Source organism: Niastella koreensis GR20-10, assembly GCF_000246855.1.
In the GTDB taxonomy this organism is placed as follows: Bacteria; Bacteroidota; Bacteroidia; order Chitinophagales; family Chitinophagaceae; genus Niastella; species Niastella koreensis.
Window position 1 is genome coordinate 3,399,951 of the sequence record NC_016609.1, and the last position, 19,839, is coordinate 3,419,789.

Genomic DNA, 19,839 nt, shown 5'->3' on the forward strand with positions numbered 1-19,839 from the left:
TGAGGGTATCAAAATGTTGCCGGTGAGCAAAAACTGTCCATTTAAATGTTATGTTTTGTCAACTCCCGCCCTTTTTGGCGTCTGCCTGCCAGGCAGAAGGCAGTTTTCCGAACTCGGCTTTGAAATATTTGGAGAAGTATTTGGGGTTGTTGAACCCGGTTTCATAGGCCACTTCCGCTACTGTCATTTTCGATTTAGCAAGTAATTGTGCTGCCCGTTGCAACCGCACGCTCCGGATAAATTCTATAGGAGTTTTACCAGTTAACACAAACAGGCGTTTGTATACAGCCGCCCGGCTCAGCAACAGGGCACGGCTTAATTCCTCTACCGAAAAACCGGCATTGGGAATGTTCTTTTCAACAATGGTAAGCGCCTCCTGTACAAATCTTTCATTGGGACAGGCCAGCTCAACATCTGTTGTTTTTACCGCTACCTGTTTGGTAAAAGTTTGTTTCATGGACTGTTGCTGTTGCAGCAGGTTTTTTATGCGGCTTACCAGCATTTCAAAATTGAACGGTTTTGTCATGTAATCCGCAGCTCCGGTTTCAATACCCTGTAATTGCTGTTCCTCAGTGTTTTGAGCTGTCAATAACACCACCGGGATATGTTTGGTGCGCGGGTCCTGCCTGATCTTTTTGCATAGCTCCAGTCCATTCATTTCGGGCATATTTACATCGCTCACTACAATATCCGGATGCACCGATAATGTTTTCTGCCAGCCTTCCCGTCCGTTCACCGCTTCGGCAATATTGAAATATTCGCGCAGGTTGTCTTTCAGGTAAAACAAAAAGTCTTCATTGTCTTCGACGAGCAAAACTGTCTGAACCGGGATTTTTGAGATGTTTGGGATTGTTGGGATTGTTGGGATTGGGATCACCGGGTTGGTTGGGCTAACAGAATTTGGATCGGACACAGTCATTACATCAACAGAAGAAGTGATCTCTTTTACAGGTAGCACCACCATAAACGTGGAGCCTTTACCTTCTTCGCTTTCTACACTGATGGCGCCGCCAAGCAGGGTTACAAACTCTTTGGTAATGGCCAGACCAATGCCACTGCCCTGGTTCATTATGGTGCCGGGCAGATCGTGCTGAAAGAAACGTTCAAATATTTTTTCGTGCCGGTTGGGTGGAATGCCAATACCGGTGTCGGTTACTTTTATTTCAAGCAGGGTATCTGATTCCTTTATCACAGTACTCACGGCTACCGATACGTTGCCGTTCTCTGCTGTAAATTTAAATGCATTGGAAAGCAGGTTGAAAATAATGCGTTCCAGTTTGTCGTGGTCGAACCGGGTGTGCAGACTTTTCAGGTCAGCCGTATAAGAAAACCGGATCTGTTTTTTCTCGGCGATATCTGTAAACGAACCGGCTGATTCTTCAATAAATTGGATGATGTCGCCTTCAGTAGCATGCAGTTTTAATTCATGCACCTCCATTTTGCGAAAATCCAGTAACTGGTTTACGAGGTTCAATAACCGGCGGGCATTGCGGTGTATCAACTGGTATTGCGTTTGCTGCGCTGGTTCCGCTGCCGCTTTTATCATTCCTTCCAACGGTGTCAGGATCAGGGAAAGCGGCGTACGGAATTCATGGCTTACATTGGTAAAAAAACGGGTCTTCATGAGGTCCAGTTCGCGCATTCGGCTGGCTTCTTTTCTCTCCTGCTCCAATGCCATGCGCATTTTCGTTTGTTGAATAACGAAACGGCGGGAAAAATACAAAATAGCCAGTCCCATCAATACATATAACAGGTAAGCCAAAGGCGATAACCAGAAGGGCGGCTGTACTACAATGGTCACGGCAACTTCCTGCACACTCCAATGGCCCCGTTCATCTGATGCTTTTACATAAAAAGTATATTTACCGGGGTCCAGGTTGGTATAGGTAGCCTTGCGGTTATTGCCATCGGTATACAGCCAGTTATCATTAAACCCTTTCAGCCGGTACGCATACCGGGTTTTATGATTATTGATAAAACCCAATGCAGCAAATTCAAGCGTGAAGATATTTTCATCGTAACGCAGGGTGATGGCCTCCGTTTCAGAAATGGCCTTTTGCAGGATAACATGGTTGCGTATGGTGTCTCCAACTTCAATGGGTTGATTAAATACCTGCAACCCTGTTAACAGTACCCGCGGCGCAGTGGTATTGATGGTTATTTTAGCCGGGTCGAAAAGGTTGAACCCATTGGGACCGCCAAAAATCAATTCCCCACGCCTGGTTTTCAATGCTGCATTTTCATTGTAGGCTACACCCTGCAACCCATCGAACCGGTCGTAGTTAAGACAACTGATACAAATACCGCTTTGCAGGGTGCCAAAACAGCTTATGCGGCTAACGCCATTAAGCGTACTCACCCACAGGTCATGGGACTTGTCTTCCAAAATGTTCAGAATGGTGTTATCGGGCAGGCCTTCTTCCTTCCTAAATACCTGGAAACTGTTGTTTTTTGGGTTGTATACATTCAGGCCATCCCGGGTGCCTACCCAGGTATAACCGCGGCTATCAATGCAAATGGAAATAATATTATCATTGCTGAGCTTTGTATCGCGCCCCAGCAATTGGGTAAAAACGCCGGTTTGTTTATTGCGCACATCGATGCCATAGGAAGTACCCACCCATAAATTCCCTTTTTTATCTTCTGTTATAGAAGAAATATAACCCGTATGCACAGAATTTGGGGCCAGGGGTTTGTAATGGATGAACTGGTTATTGGCACGATCGTATTTCTCCAGCCCGGCCTCCAGCGTACCGATCCAGAGGTCGTTGTTACTGTCTTCATAAAGTTCCCAAACCCGGTTATCGCTCAAACTTGCAGTATCGGCAGCAACATGGCGGTGATGCGTAAAGGTTTTACCATCATAGCTATCCAGCCCGCCAAAATAAGTACCGATCCATAACACATTGGCATGATCGATAAACAGGCTTACAATAACATCATTGCAAAGACTGTTGTCGTTAGCGGGGTTATGACGGATCTGTTTATACGTATGAGCATCCCTGTCGTAATACAACAGTCCGCCGCCATTGGTGCCGATCCAGAGATTACCTTTGCCGTCTTCCACAAACTCATTCACATCATTATAAGGCAAACTGGTGTTGTCGGCTTCATCGTGCCGGTATAAGGGAAATTGTATAATGCCTTCGTGATAGTAATTGATCCCCTGTTTAAAAGTGCCCACCCAGATAATTCCCTGGTCATCTTTATACAATTCGGTAAGACTGTTCTGGGCCAGGCTGCTGATGTCGCCTGGTTTGTTCTGCAATACCTGCACCGTGTAGCCCTTTTTGTTCAGGATGTCGAGACCGCCATGGTCTGTGGCAATCCACAATAACCCCTTATCATCTTCCACCATGCTCATAATGATATTACTGCTGAGGATGGCCATCCCTTCGTTGTTAGCAATTTGTTGCAGGGTGTTTTGTTGGGGAGTGATGTGGTACAGCCCATTTATAATGCCGCTGCCATACACCCACAATTCATCCTGCGAGTCGATATACAACCGGTACAGCGAGGTGGCCACGCCTTGTTTTTGTTGCAACAAGTTGGTGCCGCCGTGTTTCGCTTTAGTGATGGCATCAAATTGTTCTATCAATCCATTGCAGTAAACCACCCATATGTTATTTTTTGAATCAGTTTTTACATCGGCAATGACATTAATCCGGGTGTTGTTGTGTGCGGTTAAAAGCTGTGCGGGCTTGTTGTTTTCATAATAGTAAACCCCCAGGTCGCGGTACGCAAACAAAAAACCTTTACCTGCCGGAATTACATCGGTCAATCCATAGGCTGGCAATTGCCGGCGTTGCAGATATTTGTCAACCCGGCGGTCAAAACTTTCCGTTGCCGGATCATAGATGTTGAAGCCGTCGCGGGTGTTTATCCATAATTTGTTATCGGGACCGGCGGTAATTTTTACGATATAATCGTCAATAAGGGAGGTAGAATCTTTTATGCTGTGCCTGAAGGTTTTAAAGCTGTAGCCATCAAACCGGTTCAACCCACTCAGGGTGCCAAACCACAGGAATCCTTTTTTTCCTTTGTAAATACAGTTCACCTGGTTATTGGAGAGTCCCTGGTTGAAATCGAGGTGGGCAAAATGGTAAGCCGTTGGTTGCTGCGCAGAAAGCAGCAATACCAAACACATACAAGCAGGAAGCAGAACCAGGGTTTTGATCAACAATTTCAAATAAGGCAGCATACCAATGACAAGTATACTAAATGTAACCCGGCATTAAAAGTATTTATGACGTTATATTTTATGACATTGGAAAAAGACCTGTCAGGTGCGCCATTTTAGCTTGCATGATCAGAGGAGTCAGGCGCACCTGACAGGCCTGATTTTCTTATCCTTTGAATAATTCCATTTTTTTTTATCCATACCAGCGCGGGAGGCTTCGCCTTCATCGTACCGGCCTATGATCCTGCCGGCAGGGTCTATCAGGATCTGGGTTGGCAGGGAATGAATGCCGAACAACTCGCTGATGTCATTGGTTTTGTCGAATCTGGTAGCGGCATCATATTTCAGCCCGCGCAACACATGATGCCAGGGAAGGCCATCTTTTTCTACCGCCCGGTGCCAGGCAGTATGATCGCGGTCGTCGTCAAAACCATCTTCTTCCTCGTTGCCGGCCGCTACGCTGTTAAGCAGTTCTTTCTCATGATATGACGCTGATTGATCCAATGGGGTAAATATAATGATAAGATAAATAGAGTGCTACAAACAAGTATAAATGCTTATTTTATAATTTTAAAAATTCCTCCGGCCGCAAGCCCGTTTCTTATTAATATTGCCGCCACTTATATACCATGAAAACATTTTTATTATCCCTGTTAACGGTGCTTGTTTTATCAGGCTGTGGTTCATCTGAAGAAAAAGAGGAAGAGAAAACTACCGCCCCGGTTACGCCAGCTATTAAATATGAAGAAGTAGATTACTTTATGCACGACACCTCCCTGTTTACCGAAGGATTGCTGATCCACGACGGGCAATTATTCGAAAGCACCGGTTCGCCTGAAAAAGGCAGGAAGTCGCTTATTGGCATAAACGATCTGAAAACCGGTAATTTTATTAAGAAGGTGGAGCTGGGTCAGGACTCACTATTTGGCGAAGGCATTGTATTTTTCAAGAACAAGCTGTACCAGCTCACGTATAAAAACCATATTGGGTTTATTTACGACGCCAACTCCTATAAGAAGATCGGACAATTTCCTATCAAAAAAGAAGGCTGGGGACTGACCACGGATGGAAAAGCGATCGTCATGAGCGATGGTACGGATACCTTAAACTATTTGAATCCCGACGACCTTACTACTTACAAAAAGTTACCAGTAACCGAAAACGGCCGCCGCCGCGACAGCCTGAATGAACTGGAATATATCAAAGGTTATATCTACGCCAACATCTGGCTAACCAACAACATCGTGAAAATTAATCCTGCGGATGGAAAGGTAGTAGGTAAACTCGATCTGAGCACCCTGGCGTTAAAAGCCGCACTTACTACAGGCGGCGATGCGTTGAATGGCATTGCCTGGGACTCCACCACCGGGTATATGTATGTGACCGGAAAATTATGGCCGCATATACATCAGTTAAAATTGAAGTAACTACGCAGGAATAATTACTTTTTCACCCAGGAAATGTGGCTTTTTACCAAACCAGTAATCGACAAACACTTTTACGCGGGCCAGCTTCTCACGTAACTGAACCTTAAGACCCATGGGGCCGCTTATGCCGGCAGCATTGAAAGCAACGGCGGCAATACCTTCTTTATTGGCCATATACAGGGCCCGCTCATTATGAAATTGCTGGGAAATAATGGTCACCGAATCCTGACCAAAGATCTTTTTCAATCGTACAATGGAATCAAATGTGCGGAAGCCGGCATAATCCAAAAAAATGAGCGAGGAATCGATACCGGCAGCCACCAGATCGGCGCGCATATCCTCGGGTTCGTTGTATTCTTTATGGCCGTTATCGCCACTGATGACCAGGTATTTTATTTTACCGGCTTTTAATAAACTGACGGCAGCCTGGATGCGAAAGGTATAATAATAATTGGCATCGCCATTGCCCAAATGTTTTGATGTGCCTAACAATAACCCTACTTTATTATAAGGGATAGCAGTTACATCGGTAAACAATTTGCCTTTTGCCGATTGGGTAATAATGCTGTTACAGCAGAATGTGGTTATTAAACAAACAGGAAGTAAGGCAAGCAGGCTATAGATAATGATCTTCTTTTTGCGCTTCATATTAAAACAGGGTTGTATAGGAATGGGTAACTGGCATTAAAATCATATTATAATCATTCTGAAAATGAACGATTTCTGAGGTTTATAGCACAAAAATAGCTTTCTTTTGTAGACTTTTTTACCCGACTTTTACTGGTCTGTGGATTGCACCAATACACACTATGCTTAACCTATGATCACATGTAAAAAAAATTTATCCTAAGTTATTTACATGGAAGGGAATCCGGAAATAAATAAGAACTTATTTTTAAAACACAGGAATAATCGCTCTGATATGAATCAGCCCCGTAGTTTTTTACTCGTTGATGACGACATTGACGACATTATTATTTTTCAGGAAACCCTGAGAAAAGTAGATGATAAAGTTGGCTTTTTCTATGTTAACAATGGAAAAGACGCCATTGATCTGCTCACTGAAAATGCTCCCAATTTACCAAGCCTTATATTTTTAGACATCAATATGCCCCGCATGGATGGCAAGGAATGTTTAAAGCTGCTGAAACAGGATGACCGCCTCAAACACATCCCGGTACTGATGTATACCACATCTTCACAATCTGCCGACATTGAAGACACCATGATGCATGGCGCCATGGCTTTTATCACCAAACCATGGGGAGTTAATGAACTTAAAAAACTATTATCAGTAATTGCCCATACACCCGTGGCAAAACTGCCAGCCGCATTGCAATCAGTTGAAAAGGAAATAAGCTGCTTTATAGTTTGTTAGTTCATTTTTGAATAGTATTGGTAATATGATCCTTATAGTTGATGATAAATATGAAAACCTGTTCTCCTTAAAAACGTTACTGCAATTATACGCTTATGAAACCGACACTGCGGCATCGGGTGAAGAAGCCCTGAAGAAGATCCTGAAAAATGAATATTCGGTTATAATACTGGATGTACAAATGCCCGATATGGATGGTTATGAAGTGGCAGAGGCCATCTCGGGTCTTAACAAAACCAGGGATATACCCATCATCTTCCTTTCAGCAGTGAACATCGATAAACGTTTTATCGCCAAAGGCTACGATTCCGGCGGGGTCGACTATATTACCAAACCCTTCGATAATGATTTGCTGTTATTGAAGGTAAGAACGTTTTACCGCCTTTACCAGCAGCGAATGGAATTGAAAAAGGTGGAAGAAGCCCTGCGGCGGGAAATTGAAATGCGTAAAAGATCGCAGGAAGAAGTGGAACAGATCAACTCCCTGCTTGAATATAAGGTAGAAGAAAGAACAAAGGACCTCACGCAATTGAACAAGGACCTCGAGAGCCGGAATGCGGAACTGGCGCAATATGCGTACCTGGCCTCGCACGACCTGCAGGAACCATTGCGCAAGATCATCACCTTTATAAAGATCATCGACGAGAAATACCTGGCCGGTATTCCCGAAGCAAAGCAGGAAATGACCAAGGTAATCACTTCATCCGAAAGAATGCGGAACCTCATCAATGCACTCCTCAGTTATTCAAAGCTTTCTGCCGGTTCCTATTTTGCCCCGGTGAACCTCAACGAGGTTATTAAAGATGCACTGGCCGACCTGGAACTGGCCATAAAAGACAAACAGGCCCTTATTCAGGTAACTACCCTGCCCGAGTTGGACGCTATAGCTGCACAAATGCGGCAACTGTTCCAGAACCTGTTGAGCAATGCCCTGAAGTTCTCGAAAAAAACCATCCGGCCACAAATAAAGATCTACAGTGAACTGGTTGATGAACTGTCGATGGAAGCCTTGCCGGTTCAGCCTGGCAAATATGTGCGCATTCATGTATGCGACAACGGCATTGGGCTCGACGAATCGTATATCGATAAAATATTTGTGATCTTTCAACGCCTGCACGGCAGAACGCAATATGAAGGAACAGGCATTGGGCTGGCCATTGTAAAAAAGATAGTTGAGAAACACAATGGATTGATAGGCGTAAAAAGTCATGAAGGAGAAGGCGCCACATTTACCATCGTACTTCCGCTGAAACAAGGCAATAATACTAATTAACGATTATAATTTATAAAACAGCTTTTTAAGATGAATGCATTCAAACGCAACCTCATCATTGGTTATGGCATTTCTTTATTATTGCTTATTATAAGCGCCGTAGCGTCGTATGTAAGCATCAACAACTTACTCAACAGCGCCCAATGGGTGAACCATACAAATGAAGTAGGCAAAAAAGTAGAAGGGGTGATTGCGGTACTGGTAGATGCCGAAACAGCCCAGCGCGGCTACCTGCTTACGAGCAGGGAACAATTCCTGGACCCGCTTAAAGGCGCTACAGAAAAGACCAACAACCTGCTGACTGACCTGAAAACATTAACGGCAGATAACATCACCCAACAACAGGATTGCGATCTGCTGCGGGTAAAAGCCAATGACCGGTTGAAATTCCTGAATGAGATCATCCAAAAAAAGCGTAATGGTGAGTTGATACCCGATAGCCTGCTGATCATTGGCAAAGAGCAAATGGATAGCGTACGTGAAATTGTTGCCCGCATGCACGAACGGGAAGAATCGCTACTGAAAATACGAACGCATACGATGGACCGGTTCGCGGCCAGCACCCCTGCCCTTATTATAGTGGCTTGTGTGCTGGGCATTTTGGTTACCATCATCTCCTTTATGCGCGTGTTGAATGATTATCAAAAAAGAGCGGCCCTGCAGTTGGAATTACAGGAAAAGGATGAACAGGTTTCGAGAAGACTGGAACTGGTTGAAGATGTAGCCACAGAGATCTCGAACGGCAATTATACTATGCAGGTAGCAGATACCGGAAATGATGCCCTCGCCAGTATTGCCGGTTCATTGAATAAAATGTCAGAAGCCCTGCACATTTCTTTTACCAAATTGAAAGACCAGCAATGGCTGCAAACCGGGATTGCGCAGTTGAACGAGATCATGATCGGGAAAAAAGAATTGGAACTGCTTACTTACGATGTAATAGAATTTATAACTAATTATACCGGTTCCGCCCAGGGCGCTTTTTACCTGCGTACCGATGAAGACATTATTCAACTGGCAGCAGGGGTGGCCATCAGCAACAAAGCCGCCAAAGCCGACATTCAGTTTGGTGAAGGCATAGCAGGCCGCTGCGCCCAGTCCGGACAAACCGTTCTTCTCGAAAATATTCCCGAATCACAAGTCACTATCGACTATACCGGCGGTTCTATTAAACCGGCATCCATCCTGGCCATTCCTATTTTTTATGAGAACCGGCTAAAGGGTGTACTGGAAATTACCTCCCTGCAATCATATCCTCCCGTTATGCAGGATTTTATGCGGGAGGCAGGTTACAACATCGGAATGGCGGTGCACAGCGCACGCGATCACCAGCGCTTACAGGAGCTGCTGACGGAAACCCAGGCACAATCGGAAGAATTACAATCACAACATACCGAACTGGAAAACATCAATGCCGAACTGGAAGCACAGGCAGAAAGATTACAAACCAGTGAAGAGGAATTGCGGGTACAGCAGGAAGAACTGCAACACGCCAACCAGGAACTGGAAGAACGCAGCCGGTTACTGGAAGAGAAAAATGAAATGATCGTGGAGCGGAACCTGGAGATCCAGGCCCGGGCCGAAGAGCTGACCCTTAGCACCAGATACAAATCAGAGTTTTTGGCCAACATGTCGCACGAACTGCGCACGCCGCTTAACTCCATTTTGTTGTTATCTCGTTTGCTCAATGAAAACCATACGAATAATTTAACAAGCGACCAGATAGAATATGCCAATGTAATTCAAACATCAGGCAAAGGGCTGTTGACCCTGATCGATGAGATCCTCGACCTGTCGAAGATAGAGGCCGGTAAAATGGACCTGGAATACGCCGATGTTCGCATCAGCGACCTGGTGAATGAACTGGAGGCCCTGTTCTCGCCCCTGGCCGAAGAAAAACATATTTCGTTTACCGTTGAACAGGAAAGCGAACTGCCGCTTACGATTGAAACAGACCGGTTGCGGCTGAACCAGATCCTGCGCAACCTGGTCTCCAACGCTATCAAGTTCACCAAAAAAGGATCGGTAGTCCTGAGCATTACGAAGAAAGGAAACGAATGCCATTTCTCCGTGAAAGATACCGGCATAGGCATTTCAAAAGAAAAACAGGCCATCATTTTTGAAGCCTTTCAACAGGCCGATGGCAGCACCCGGCGTCAGTTTGGCGGCACCGGTCTGGGTTTGAGCATCAGTCAGAAGTTAGCCCATTTACTGAATGGAGAAATCACCCTCACCAGTGCAGAAGGAGAAGGCAGCGAATTTACACTGGCAATACCAGTGACAAAAGCTGCTAAAATGCCAAAAGCGCATCAACCTGCTACTGGTTCTGTACATAGAGATCATATAGAAAAACCGGTAAACACAGAAGAATACCAGTTTATTTCCCCGGTTATTCCCTCACCGGTTGAAGATGACCGTGGGGCGATCACGGCAGGCGAAAAATCGATCCTGATCGTTGAAGACGATACGGCATTTGCCCGGTCATTACTCGATTATACCCGCGCCAAGGGGTATAAAGGCATTGTGGCCGTTCGGGGTGACGAAGGCATTGCGCTGGCCAAACAATATCTGCCGGCTGGTATTTTACTCGATCTGCAATTACCGGTAATGAGTGGCTGGCAGGTAATGGATGAACTGAAAGCAGACAATACTACCCGGCACATCCCGGTGCATATGATGTCGGCCTACCAGGTAAAAACGCAAAGCCTCTCCAAAGGCGCGGTAGATTTCATTAACAAGCCGGTTGCCTTTGAAAAACTGGGCGAAATGTTCTCGAAGATAGAGACGGCGTTGAACCGTCATCCCAAGAAGGTGCTGATTGTTGAAGAAAACACACAACACGCCAAAGCGCTGGCGTACTTCCTCAGCAATTACAACGTAGCTTCTGAAATTGAGAACACAGTAGAAGATGGCATCAAATCACTCACGCAAAAAGAAATCGATTGCGTGATCCTGGATATGGGTATCCCCGCTCAACGCTCATACGACACGCTGGATGAAGTGAAGAAAACAAAGGGGCTCGAAGATGTGCCCATCATTGTATTCACCGGTAAAAACCTGTCGCAAAGCGAAGAAGTAAAGATCAAGCAGTATGCCGATTCCATTGTTGTAAAAACAGCCCACTCATACCAACGCATCCTCGATGAAGTATCGCTGTTCCTGCACCTGGTAGAAGAAAACCAGCAGGATGCCCGCAAGTTCCGGCGAAGCCGCAAAATAGAAACCGGCGAAGTACTGAAAGGGAAAACGGTGCTGGTGGTAGATGACGACGTGCGCAATATTTTCTCGTTGTCCAAATCGCTTGAAAGTTATGGCATGCAGGTGCTCTCTGCCATCGATGGCAAAGAGGCGTTGAAACAACTGGATGGCGATGTGAAGATAGATATGGTGTTGATGGATATGATGATGCCCGAACTGGATGGCTATGAAACAACCAGGCTGCTGCGAAAAATGCCGCAATACCGCAACCTGCCGGTGATTGCCGTTACGGCCAAAGCCATGACGGGCGACCGGGAAAAATGTATTGCGGCAGGCGCTTCCGATTATATTACCAAACCTGTAGATGTTGACCAGTTGATCTCCCTGTTACGCGTGTGGTTGTATCAATAAACAAAAAGATTATGATCAAGGAGGAAGAGCTGGACCTGCTGATAACTGAACTGTTTGAAAGATATGGGTACGATTTCAGCAATTATGCCCGGGCCTCACTCAAAAGAAGGGTGAACCGGGTGCTGGTAATAGATCGTTTTCCCAGCTTTGCAGAACTGTTATATAAAGTAAAGAACGATGCCGGCTATTGCAACCACATAGTGCAGGAACTCACCGTGAATGTAACGGAAATGTTCCGCGACCCCTCCCTGTTCAAAATGATCAGGGAACAGGTCCTGCCCGTAGTGGCTACCCATCCCTTCATCCGCATCTGGCATGCCGGCTGTTCAACCGGGGAAGAAGTATATTCCATGGCCATCCTGCTCGAAGAAGCCAACCTGTTACATAAATCCCGTTTATACGCAACCGATCTGAACCCTACCGTTATAGAAAATATCAAACGGGGTATATTCCCTTTGTCGCAAATGAAACAGTATTCTGAAAATTACATTGCCAGTGGCGGTAAAAAAGACTTTTCAGACTATTATACCGCCAAATACGAATGGGCTAAGTTTCACGACCGGCTTAAGGAAAAAATGGTAGTGGCCACGCACAACCTGGTATCAGACCGGTCGTTTAATGAATTTCAGCTCATCCTTTGCCGCAACGTACTTATCTATTTTGACCGCAGCTTACAGGATAAAGTATTCAACCTGTTCGACAGCAGCCTGGAAAAACTGGGTTTTCTTATTCTGGGTTCAAAAGAAAACCTGCGATTCTCTTCCGTGGCGCCTCAGTACACCCAATGGGCGCCCAAAGAAAAAATATGGAGAAAAACGAAATAACCACCGGCGCAGTAATTGTCATCGGCGGTTCAGCCGGCAGCCTGGAGGTAATTCTTGACATCACTAACAACCTGCCGTTGTTTGCAACGGTTATCATTATTATTGTGGTTCACCGGAAGATCGACAATGACTCCATCCTGGAAGACCTGGTTGCCCACAAAACCCTGTACGCAGTAAAAGAGGTGGAAGACAAAGACGCGATTATTCCCGGCACTATTTATATTGCCCCACCCGATTATCACCTGCTGATTGAAAACAAGGATAGCTTCTCCCTCGACAGCTCGGAAAAAATACATTACAGCCGGCCCAGCATCGACGTAACATTTGAATCGGTAGCCGGAGTATTTACCAACAGGGTGATGGGTATTTTATTAAGCGGCGCCAATGCCGATGGAGCAGCCGGACTGGCCTGCATTAAAGAAATGGGTGGCCATACCCTGGTACAAAACCCCGCAAGCGCCGAAATGAGTATTATGCCGCAACAGGCCATTAACCGAAATATTGTAGACCGCATTGCGGAGCCCGCGCAGATCAGCGAAGCCATCGTTCGCTTTATAACCCTTGTTTCCTGAGGAGAAATGGCGTAACATTGGGCCCAATTCACGACTATGTATAAAATAGTGCTTTCTGTTTTTGTAGTAGTGCTGGTAGCCTGTAAACAAAAACCAGCTGTAACCGGTAAGATCAATCCCAACATTCAGAATAGTAAAACAAATCAACACGTAAATATCCCCGGCACCCGGCTGTATATGATTCCACCTGCCGGCTTTACGGTTTCGCAAACACCTGCAGGATTGCAAAAATCCGGTAACGCAGCCATCACCGTCACCGACCTGATGGGCGGCAATTATTACACCAATGCAGCCAATTTTAATAAAGCGGGTTTTGTTCAACGTGGAATAAAAACATACGATTACCAGGAAATAAAAGTGAATGGATATCCGGCGAAATATGTTTCCCTGCAGGGCGATGCCAATGCCCGGATGTACTGGCTGGTGTTTGGCGACACCAGTTTTTCCACGATGGTAATGGGTGTTTATCCTGAAATGGATCCCGCCGCCGGAAAAGAGATCCTGACCGCGCTAAACACGATCTATTATGACAAGAGCCTGAAGATAGATCCATTTGCAGCGGCCGCTTTTTCTATAGACGATAGCCAGTCAAAATTCAAATTCTTTCAGTTCTCTACCAATATGTATGTGTATACAGTTGGGGGTAAGGATAATAAGAACGACCCCGATGCGCCATTTTTGGTACTCACGCAAATGCCTGTAGAAAAAGGAATGACGGCTAAAAATGTGGGTGATATGATGCTTAGCAAACTGGAGGGGTACGGGCTCACCAATACAAGCATAAAAAATGCTTCATCCGAAAAGATAAATAACTATGATGGCTACGAAGCAGAGGTACATGGCCAGATGCATGGGAAGCCCAGCATTATGTATCAGTGTGTAATTGCCAATGGCGATAATGTGATTAGTATGCAGGGCGTTGCCAAAACCGATTTTGATGAGAACGTGGCTGCTTTTAAAGCGCTGGCACATACGATAAAGATTAAATAATTATACTTCGTTTAATATGCGTTCATAACGTCTGGATTCTTTTGCCGTACCAGTTCTGCCAACATGGAATTATCAAGAAATACAAAACCACCGATCTCCTGTAAGCTTTTAAAAAAGCGTTCTAACGATTGCCATAATGAAAACTGGCTGAGCTCCCAGCTATGGCCCCATAAATGAAAATAATGATCTTCCTGTTGGGTGAGGGAAATGGAATACAGGAAATGGAGAAAGTTCCTGCTCATGGCTTCCCAGTTACTATCGAACAAGCGCAATGCAGAGAGATAGCTCACAAACTTCATTCGCTTCATGTTATTCTTCAAATAGGACATGTTGGAATGATTATATACCTGGCAGGTAGTAGGCAGAATTACAAAATCACGCACTTTCTTTACACTGTCCATTGAATGGGTAAGCATTTCCACAGTTCGCATAGAAGTAAACCCAGCTTCGCGTTGCAGGGCTATATGCTCTTTACTAAACCGCCCAACGGGCGGACAAAATGAGCGGATAGCTTTACCGGTAACATCTTCCAACCATTGTTTGCAATCGAAAATTTCTGCCCGGGCCTGCCTGTACGAGACCTTTGTTAAAATGGGATGGGTCATGGTATGTCCACCCACTTCATGTAGTTCAGACAGCGTACGAATCTCATTTTCAGCCAGGTTTGCAGAACACCATTCACAAGTGCGGGGAATATAAAATGTAGCCTTCACATTAAATTCAGCAAGCAGTTCTGCCAGGCGCAGATCGGCAACGTGTCCATCGTCGAAAGAACAGGTAAAATAAATTTTTCCCACTTGGTTGTTGATTAAATGAATCTTGATAATCATATATAGCATAGATTATGCCCAATCAGTTAGTCAACAATTTGATGAATAATGGCGGCACATTATCTTACTTCAGCAGCACCGCGCCCAGGGCTAACAAGGCAGGTAATGCCTGAATAAAGAAGATCTTTCTGGTGGCTGTAACAGCGCCATAAAGCCCGGCGACAATTACGCAGGTAAGAAAGAAAACCGCTACATGGGTGCTCCAGGCGGCATCTGTTATAAAGAAAGACCAGATGAGCCCTGCGGCTAGAAATCCATTATACAAACCCTGGTTGGCAGCCAGCACTTTGGTGGGCGCAAATAACTCCGGGCGAAGGGAACCCTTAAACGCTTTTTTGCCTTTTGTTTCCCAGGCAAACATTTCCAGGTACAAAATATACAAATGCTCCAGGGCAACCAGGCCCACCAAAATGTTCGCTACTATTCCCATAATTTAAAATGATTCTTCTACCAGTTCTTTATTGATGCCGGCGCCAGCCATTCCCCCACCCGCCACCGCCAGCGAAACGGCGCGCATCATTGCCGTATTATCACCGGCAGCATATACACCGGGTACTGAGGTGCGGCCCAACATATCTACAGCCAGGTATCCCTGTTCAGTTAACGCACAACCCAATTGCACAGGAATATCGCAGTGTTGCACAAACGGGGTCTTCGCATACATCGCTTTCAATGGCATGGTGGACCCATCTTTGAACAATACCTGTTTCAACTGGCCATTGCTGTGCTCAAACCCCGCAATTTCAGTTTCCACCACCGAGATATTATGCTTTTGCAACGCTGACTGCTGTTCTAAAGATAAGGTTGATTTGCCATTTGTGAAAAGGGTAAGATCGGTAGTGAGGTTAGCGATCAGCTTGCTAAAATCAAAACCAATATCCCCATTGCTCATGATGCCGGTTTTTTGTTGTTTCACCTCATAACCATGGCAGTAAGGGCAATGAATAACCGTAATACCCCAGCACTCGGCAAAACCGGGAATGGCCGGCATCAGGTCTTTCACCCCGGTGGCAAATAACAATTTGCGGGTAGTCAATACAGCGCCATCGGCGGTTGTAAGCTCAAAACCGTTCTCCACTTTGATGGCAGATACCGCAAGGCCCTGCTGTATGCCAACCGTTTCATATTTCAGCACCTGCTCGCGGGCTTTATCAGCAATTGCTTTGGGCGTTTCACCGTCATGGGTTATGAAATTATGCGAATGCGGGGTTTGCCGGTTACAGGGCAACCCACTATCAATAATAAGCACCTTACGTAAAGACCTGCCCAGGGACATGGCGGCTGATAAACCGGCATAACTTCCCCCTACGATAATTACATCGTATTGACTATTTCCTGCCATAGTATTGCGTTTTTTATTACGTGTGGCACAAATGTAGGGAAAGTTTTACATTTTGCAACAATGTTGCATAGGAAAGGTGTTTTACTTTATCCCTGGCTCAGGGAAGCTTGCAATAAGGGATGCTTTTGACGCATCTCACTTAAAATGCCGCATTTCGAACTAACTATGCCGCATCAATGACTAACATTTGGACCAATCTACTAAACATTGGCACCAACCGGCTAAAGATTGGAGCAAACTGACTAAAGATTGGATCAACCCGGTAAAACTTTTGGACAACCCTGCATAACATTGGCACATAAGTGCATAACATTGAAGCATAAGTGTATAACATTGGAGCATAAGTTGCCAATTTATAGTGAAAAGTACTAAAGATATATGCATAAGTTAAGCAGATATGCTCTAAACTAACGAACTGATGGTCCAAAGTTGGTCCTGGATGATCTTTTTATAAGAATTGGCAGGCTATAATTGGTATTACACTTACTATAATGAGTAGGGGTTGACACATTGTTAGTAAAGGTCATGGCATAAATAAATGAGGGTGAATTAAAGTTTGAGTTTATACGTTCTGCCCTGATCATATAAAGACTACCAGCAAAAACTTTCGCATAGTCGTTATGTTACCCTTCTCGTAAATCAATTTCCTGATTGCGTAAATAGTTTCCCTCGTCCTCGCTTTTCTTTGCACCACGATTTAACACTCCTTCCACCATAACAAAGAACATATAACGCTTTAGCAAAAACTATTATAACCTTACCAACTATTTACCTGTTTGTCGTACCTGCACTGTAACGGAAGGAGAACCAAAACGGTGTAGTATACGTCCAAACAGGTTCTTTTTATTAGTACCAATTGCTCCCAACAACCCGATTCGCTTTAGATAAAACCAACATACAACCCTATAGCTATTTGTACTTATTAAATGAAAAACAATGAAGATAATGTTACGTTTCGCCCTGTTCCTGTTTCTTGTTACCGGTTTACAAACTGCATCGCTGGCGCAGTCAGGCGCCCTGCAGGGAAAAGTAACCACTGCCGATGGTAAACCAGCCGAAGGCATTACGGTAGGCATTACCAATAAAAAATGGGCAACCGCTACCAACCAACAGGGTGAATACAAACTGACGGGCATTAAACCGGGCAGCTATACCATCCGGGTAACCGCTGTGGGATTGAAAGCCGTTGACAAAACTGTTACACTTAACGAGGGCGAAATATTAGTAACTGATTTCGTGCTGACCGAAAATCATGCTACCCTGCAGGAAGTGGTGATCGCTGCCGGCAAACGTTCATGGAGCGATGGCAGTGAAACCGTTGCAAAAATGCCGTTGAGCCGGTTGGAAAATCCGCAGGCATACACGTCGCTTTCCAACAACCTGATAAAAGAACAGATCACTACCGATTTCGGGAACATTTTAAAGAACACGCCTGGTTTATATAAGATCCAGGGCAACCGCGGTATCAACAGCGATGGCGCTTCTTATTATTCCCTGCGTGGTTTTCGTACCGAGGTTTCCCTGGTAGATGGCGTACCTGCTCAAACCAATGGTGAAATGGACCCTATAAACGTAGAAAGAATTGAAGTACTGAAAGGTCCTTCGGCTACTTTGTATGGCGGAGCTTTAACATCTTTTGGCGGTCTTATTAATATCGTAACAAAAAAGCCAATCGATTCTTTTGGCGGTGAGATCTCGTACAGCGCAGGCAGCTACAACCTGAACCGGGTTACAGCCGATATTTATGGCCCTGCCAATAAAGAAGGAAATGTATTATTCCGGTTGAACGCCGCTTACCAGAACCAGGGAAGCTGGCAGGATGCCGGGTTCAGAAAATCACTGCTGCTGGCGCCTGCTATTGAATTACGCGCCAGCAATATATTTAAAATAAACCTTACCGGTGAATTTTACAGCGCGGAGATGACCAGTCCATCAGTTATCTTCCTGAACCGCACCCGGCAGTTTGTTGCGCATACACCTGATGAATTGGGTTTTACCTGGAACCGCTCCTATACAACCAACGACCTTACCATAAAAACGCCTACGTCTAATCTAAGGGCCATCGGTACGTATAAACTGAGCAATAACTGGACTTCACAAACCATTATCTCCTGCAATACGCGCAAGTCAGACGGTTATTACCAGTATGAATTCATCCGTAAATCAGCCGATGATACACTGGAGCGGAACATTACCAGCCAGAACACCATCAATACCACGATAGGCGTTCAGCAGAACTTTACCGGCAATTTCAACACCGGCACTGTCAGACACCGCCTGCTGGTTGGATTGGATTATGTGCGATTAAGAGTGAATAACGACAACTCTCCCTACATTGTATTTGACTATGTGAATGGCACCTACAATGATGACAGAAATCTCACTAAGATCTCCCGCTATGCAGCAGATCAGAAAATTGCCGCCAGCACAGATGCACCTACCCGTAACCATACCACATCCGGTATTTACAGCGCTTATGCATCGGACGTAGTGAACGTAACGGGTAATTTAATGGCCCTGTTGAGTGTTCGCGTGGATCGTTTTGAAAGCAAGGGCACCCGTAACCACTCGGTGGATACGGTACTGGCCAACACCCGTTATACGCAAACAGCCGTTTCGCCCAAATTCGGGCTGGTATACCAGGTAGTAAAGGATAAAGTGTCGCTGTTCGCCAACTATATGAACGGGTTCAGCAACCTGGCTCCTGTTACCCAACCTGTTCCTGAAGTATCTGGTGTGCTGAAACCACAACAGGCCAACCAGGTGGAAGGAGGCGTTAAGGTAGATCTGTTTAACGACAAACTGCGCGCTACCGCCAGCTATTATGACATCAAGGTAGACAATATGCCCCTCACCGATGTATATGTAAAAGATGGACGCAATTATAATATCACCGTTCAGGAAGGCACGCAACGAAGCAAAGGGTTTGAACTGGAAGTACAGGCAAACCCCATCGATGGCCTGAACATCCTGGCGGGTTACAGCTACAACAACAGCAAATTAACAAAGGCCGCGGCGGCGCTGAATGGCAGACGTCCTGCGGCAGCAGGGCCGGCCAACCTGGCCAATGCCTGGATCAGTTATACTTTACCAACCGGTAAATTAAAAGGATTAGGCGCCGGTGTGGGCGGCAACTATGTTGACAAACACCTTACCGCCAACTCTGCCGCCACCGGTGTGTTCACCCTGCCTTCTTATACTTTAATAAATGGTACGGTGTTCTATGATGCCACTCATTATCGCCTTGGCGTTAAAATAGACAACGCAACCGATGTTCGATATTTTGTTGGTCAGGGCGTGTTGAGCCCGCAAATGCCCTGCACGCTTACAGCCAATGTGACTATAAAATTCTAACAATACATAGCACTGTTCTTTTATTGTTAAAGAATCTCAAAAGTATGAAGAAGCTTCTGG

At 45.4% G+C, this 19,839-nt stretch carries 14 protein-coding genes; 8 read left to right on the forward strand and 6 right to left on the reverse strand.

All coding sequences use genetic code 11. The annotated features are described in order from the left end of the window. Positions 1 to 58: 58 nt before the first annotated feature. Entirely contained in the window at positions 59 to 4,201 is a 4,143-nt protein-coding gene (locus NIAKO_RS13470; protein ID WP_014218988.1) for a hybrid sensor histidine kinase/response regulator transcription factor, read from the reverse strand. A gap of 117 nt (positions 4,202 to 4,318) precedes the next feature. Continuing rightward, the gene (locus NIAKO_RS13475; protein ID WP_041346733.1) at positions 4,319 to 4,684 is read right to left on the reverse strand and encodes a TlpA family protein disulfide reductase; all 366 of its coding nucleotides are present in this window, start codon (positions 4,682 to 4,684) and stop codon (positions 4,319 to 4,321) included. Positions 4,685 to 4,809: 125 nt separating this feature from the next. Between NIAKO_RS13475 and NIAKO_RS13480 the strand changes: the two genes are divergently transcribed. Continuing rightward, entirely contained in the window at positions 4,810 to 5,607 is a 798-nt protein-coding gene (locus NIAKO_RS13480) for a glutaminyl-peptide cyclotransferase (protein ID WP_014218989.1), read from the forward strand. Here NIAKO_RS13480 and NIAKO_RS13485 read toward each other — a convergent pair whose 3' ends face one another. Further along, positions 5,608 to 6,255, reverse strand: a complete 648-nt coding sequence (locus NIAKO_RS13485; RefSeq protein ID WP_014218990.1) for a SanA/YdcF family protein — start codon at positions 6,253 to 6,255, stop codon at positions 5,608 to 5,610. A gap of 274 nt (positions 6,256 to 6,529) precedes the next feature. Between NIAKO_RS13485 and NIAKO_RS13490 the strand changes: the two genes are divergently transcribed. Genes NIAKO_RS13490 through NIAKO_RS13515 form a run of 6 tightly spaced genes read left to right on the forward strand, consistent with a single transcriptional unit; the run spans position 6,530 to position 14,253 of the window. Then, on the forward strand, positions 6,530 to 6,985 hold the full coding sequence (locus NIAKO_RS13490; RefSeq protein ID WP_165761307.1) for a response regulator: 456 nt from the start codon (positions 6,530 to 6,532) through the stop codon (positions 6,983 to 6,985). A 25-nt stretch (positions 6,986 to 7,010) separates the two neighbouring features. After that, entirely contained in the window at positions 7,011 to 8,258 is a 1,248-nt protein-coding gene (locus NIAKO_RS13495) for a sensor histidine kinase (RefSeq protein ID WP_014218992.1), read from the forward strand. Positions 8,259 to 8,288: 30 nt separating this feature from the next. After that, positions 8,289 to 11,867, forward strand: a complete 3,579-nt coding sequence (locus NIAKO_RS13500; RefSeq protein WP_014218993.1) for a response regulator — start codon at positions 8,289 to 8,291, stop codon at positions 11,865 to 11,867. Positions 11,868 to 11,878: 11 nt separating this feature from the next. Next, positions 11,879 to 12,691 carry a CheR family methyltransferase gene (locus NIAKO_RS13505; RefSeq protein ID WP_014218994.1) on the forward strand — a complete coding sequence of 271 codons (813 nt, stop codon included), beginning with the start codon at positions 11,879 to 11,881 and terminating at the stop codon, positions 12,689 to 12,691. Continuing rightward, entirely contained in the window at positions 12,673 to 13,263 is a 591-nt protein-coding gene (locus NIAKO_RS13510) for a chemotaxis protein CheB (RefSeq protein ID WP_014218995.1), read from the forward strand. The genes NIAKO_RS13505 and NIAKO_RS13510 overlap by 19 nt, the downstream gene beginning before the upstream one ends. Before the next feature lie 36 nt (positions 13,264 to 13,299). After that, complete coding sequence (locus tag NIAKO_RS13515) at positions 13,300 to 14,253, forward strand: hypothetical protein (protein WP_014218996.1); 954 nt, start codon at positions 13,300 to 13,302, stop codon at positions 14,251 to 14,253. A gap of 11 nt (positions 14,254 to 14,264) precedes the next feature. Here the strand turns inward: NIAKO_RS13515 and NIAKO_RS13520 are convergent, their stop codons facing one another. The 3 genes from NIAKO_RS13520 to NIAKO_RS13530 form a co-directional block, all read right to left on the reverse strand. Then, entirely contained in the window at positions 14,265 to 15,050 is a 786-nt protein-coding gene (locus NIAKO_RS13520; protein ID WP_165761308.1) for a polysaccharide deacetylase family protein, read from the reverse strand. A 97-nt stretch (positions 15,051 to 15,147) separates the two neighbouring features. Continuing rightward, positions 15,148 to 15,513 carry a DUF1304 domain-containing protein gene (locus NIAKO_RS13525; protein ID WP_014218998.1) on the reverse strand — a complete coding sequence of 122 codons (366 nt, stop codon included), beginning with the start codon at positions 15,511 to 15,513 and terminating at the stop codon, positions 15,148 to 15,150. A gap of 3 nt (positions 15,514 to 15,516) precedes the next feature. Beyond that, a complete protein-coding gene (locus NIAKO_RS13530) occupies positions 15,517 to 16,425 on the reverse strand; it encodes an NAD(P)/FAD-dependent oxidoreductase (RefSeq protein ID WP_014218999.1) in 909 nt (302 codons plus the stop codon). A 936-nt stretch (positions 16,426 to 17,361) separates the two neighbouring features. Between NIAKO_RS13530 and NIAKO_RS13535 the strand changes: the two genes are divergently transcribed. Continuing rightward, positions 17,362 to 19,779, forward strand: a complete 2,418-nt coding sequence (locus NIAKO_RS13535; protein WP_014219001.1) for a TonB-dependent receptor — start codon at positions 17,362 to 17,364, stop codon at positions 19,777 to 19,779. The last annotated feature ends 60 nt before the right edge of the window (positions 19,780 to 19,839 follow it).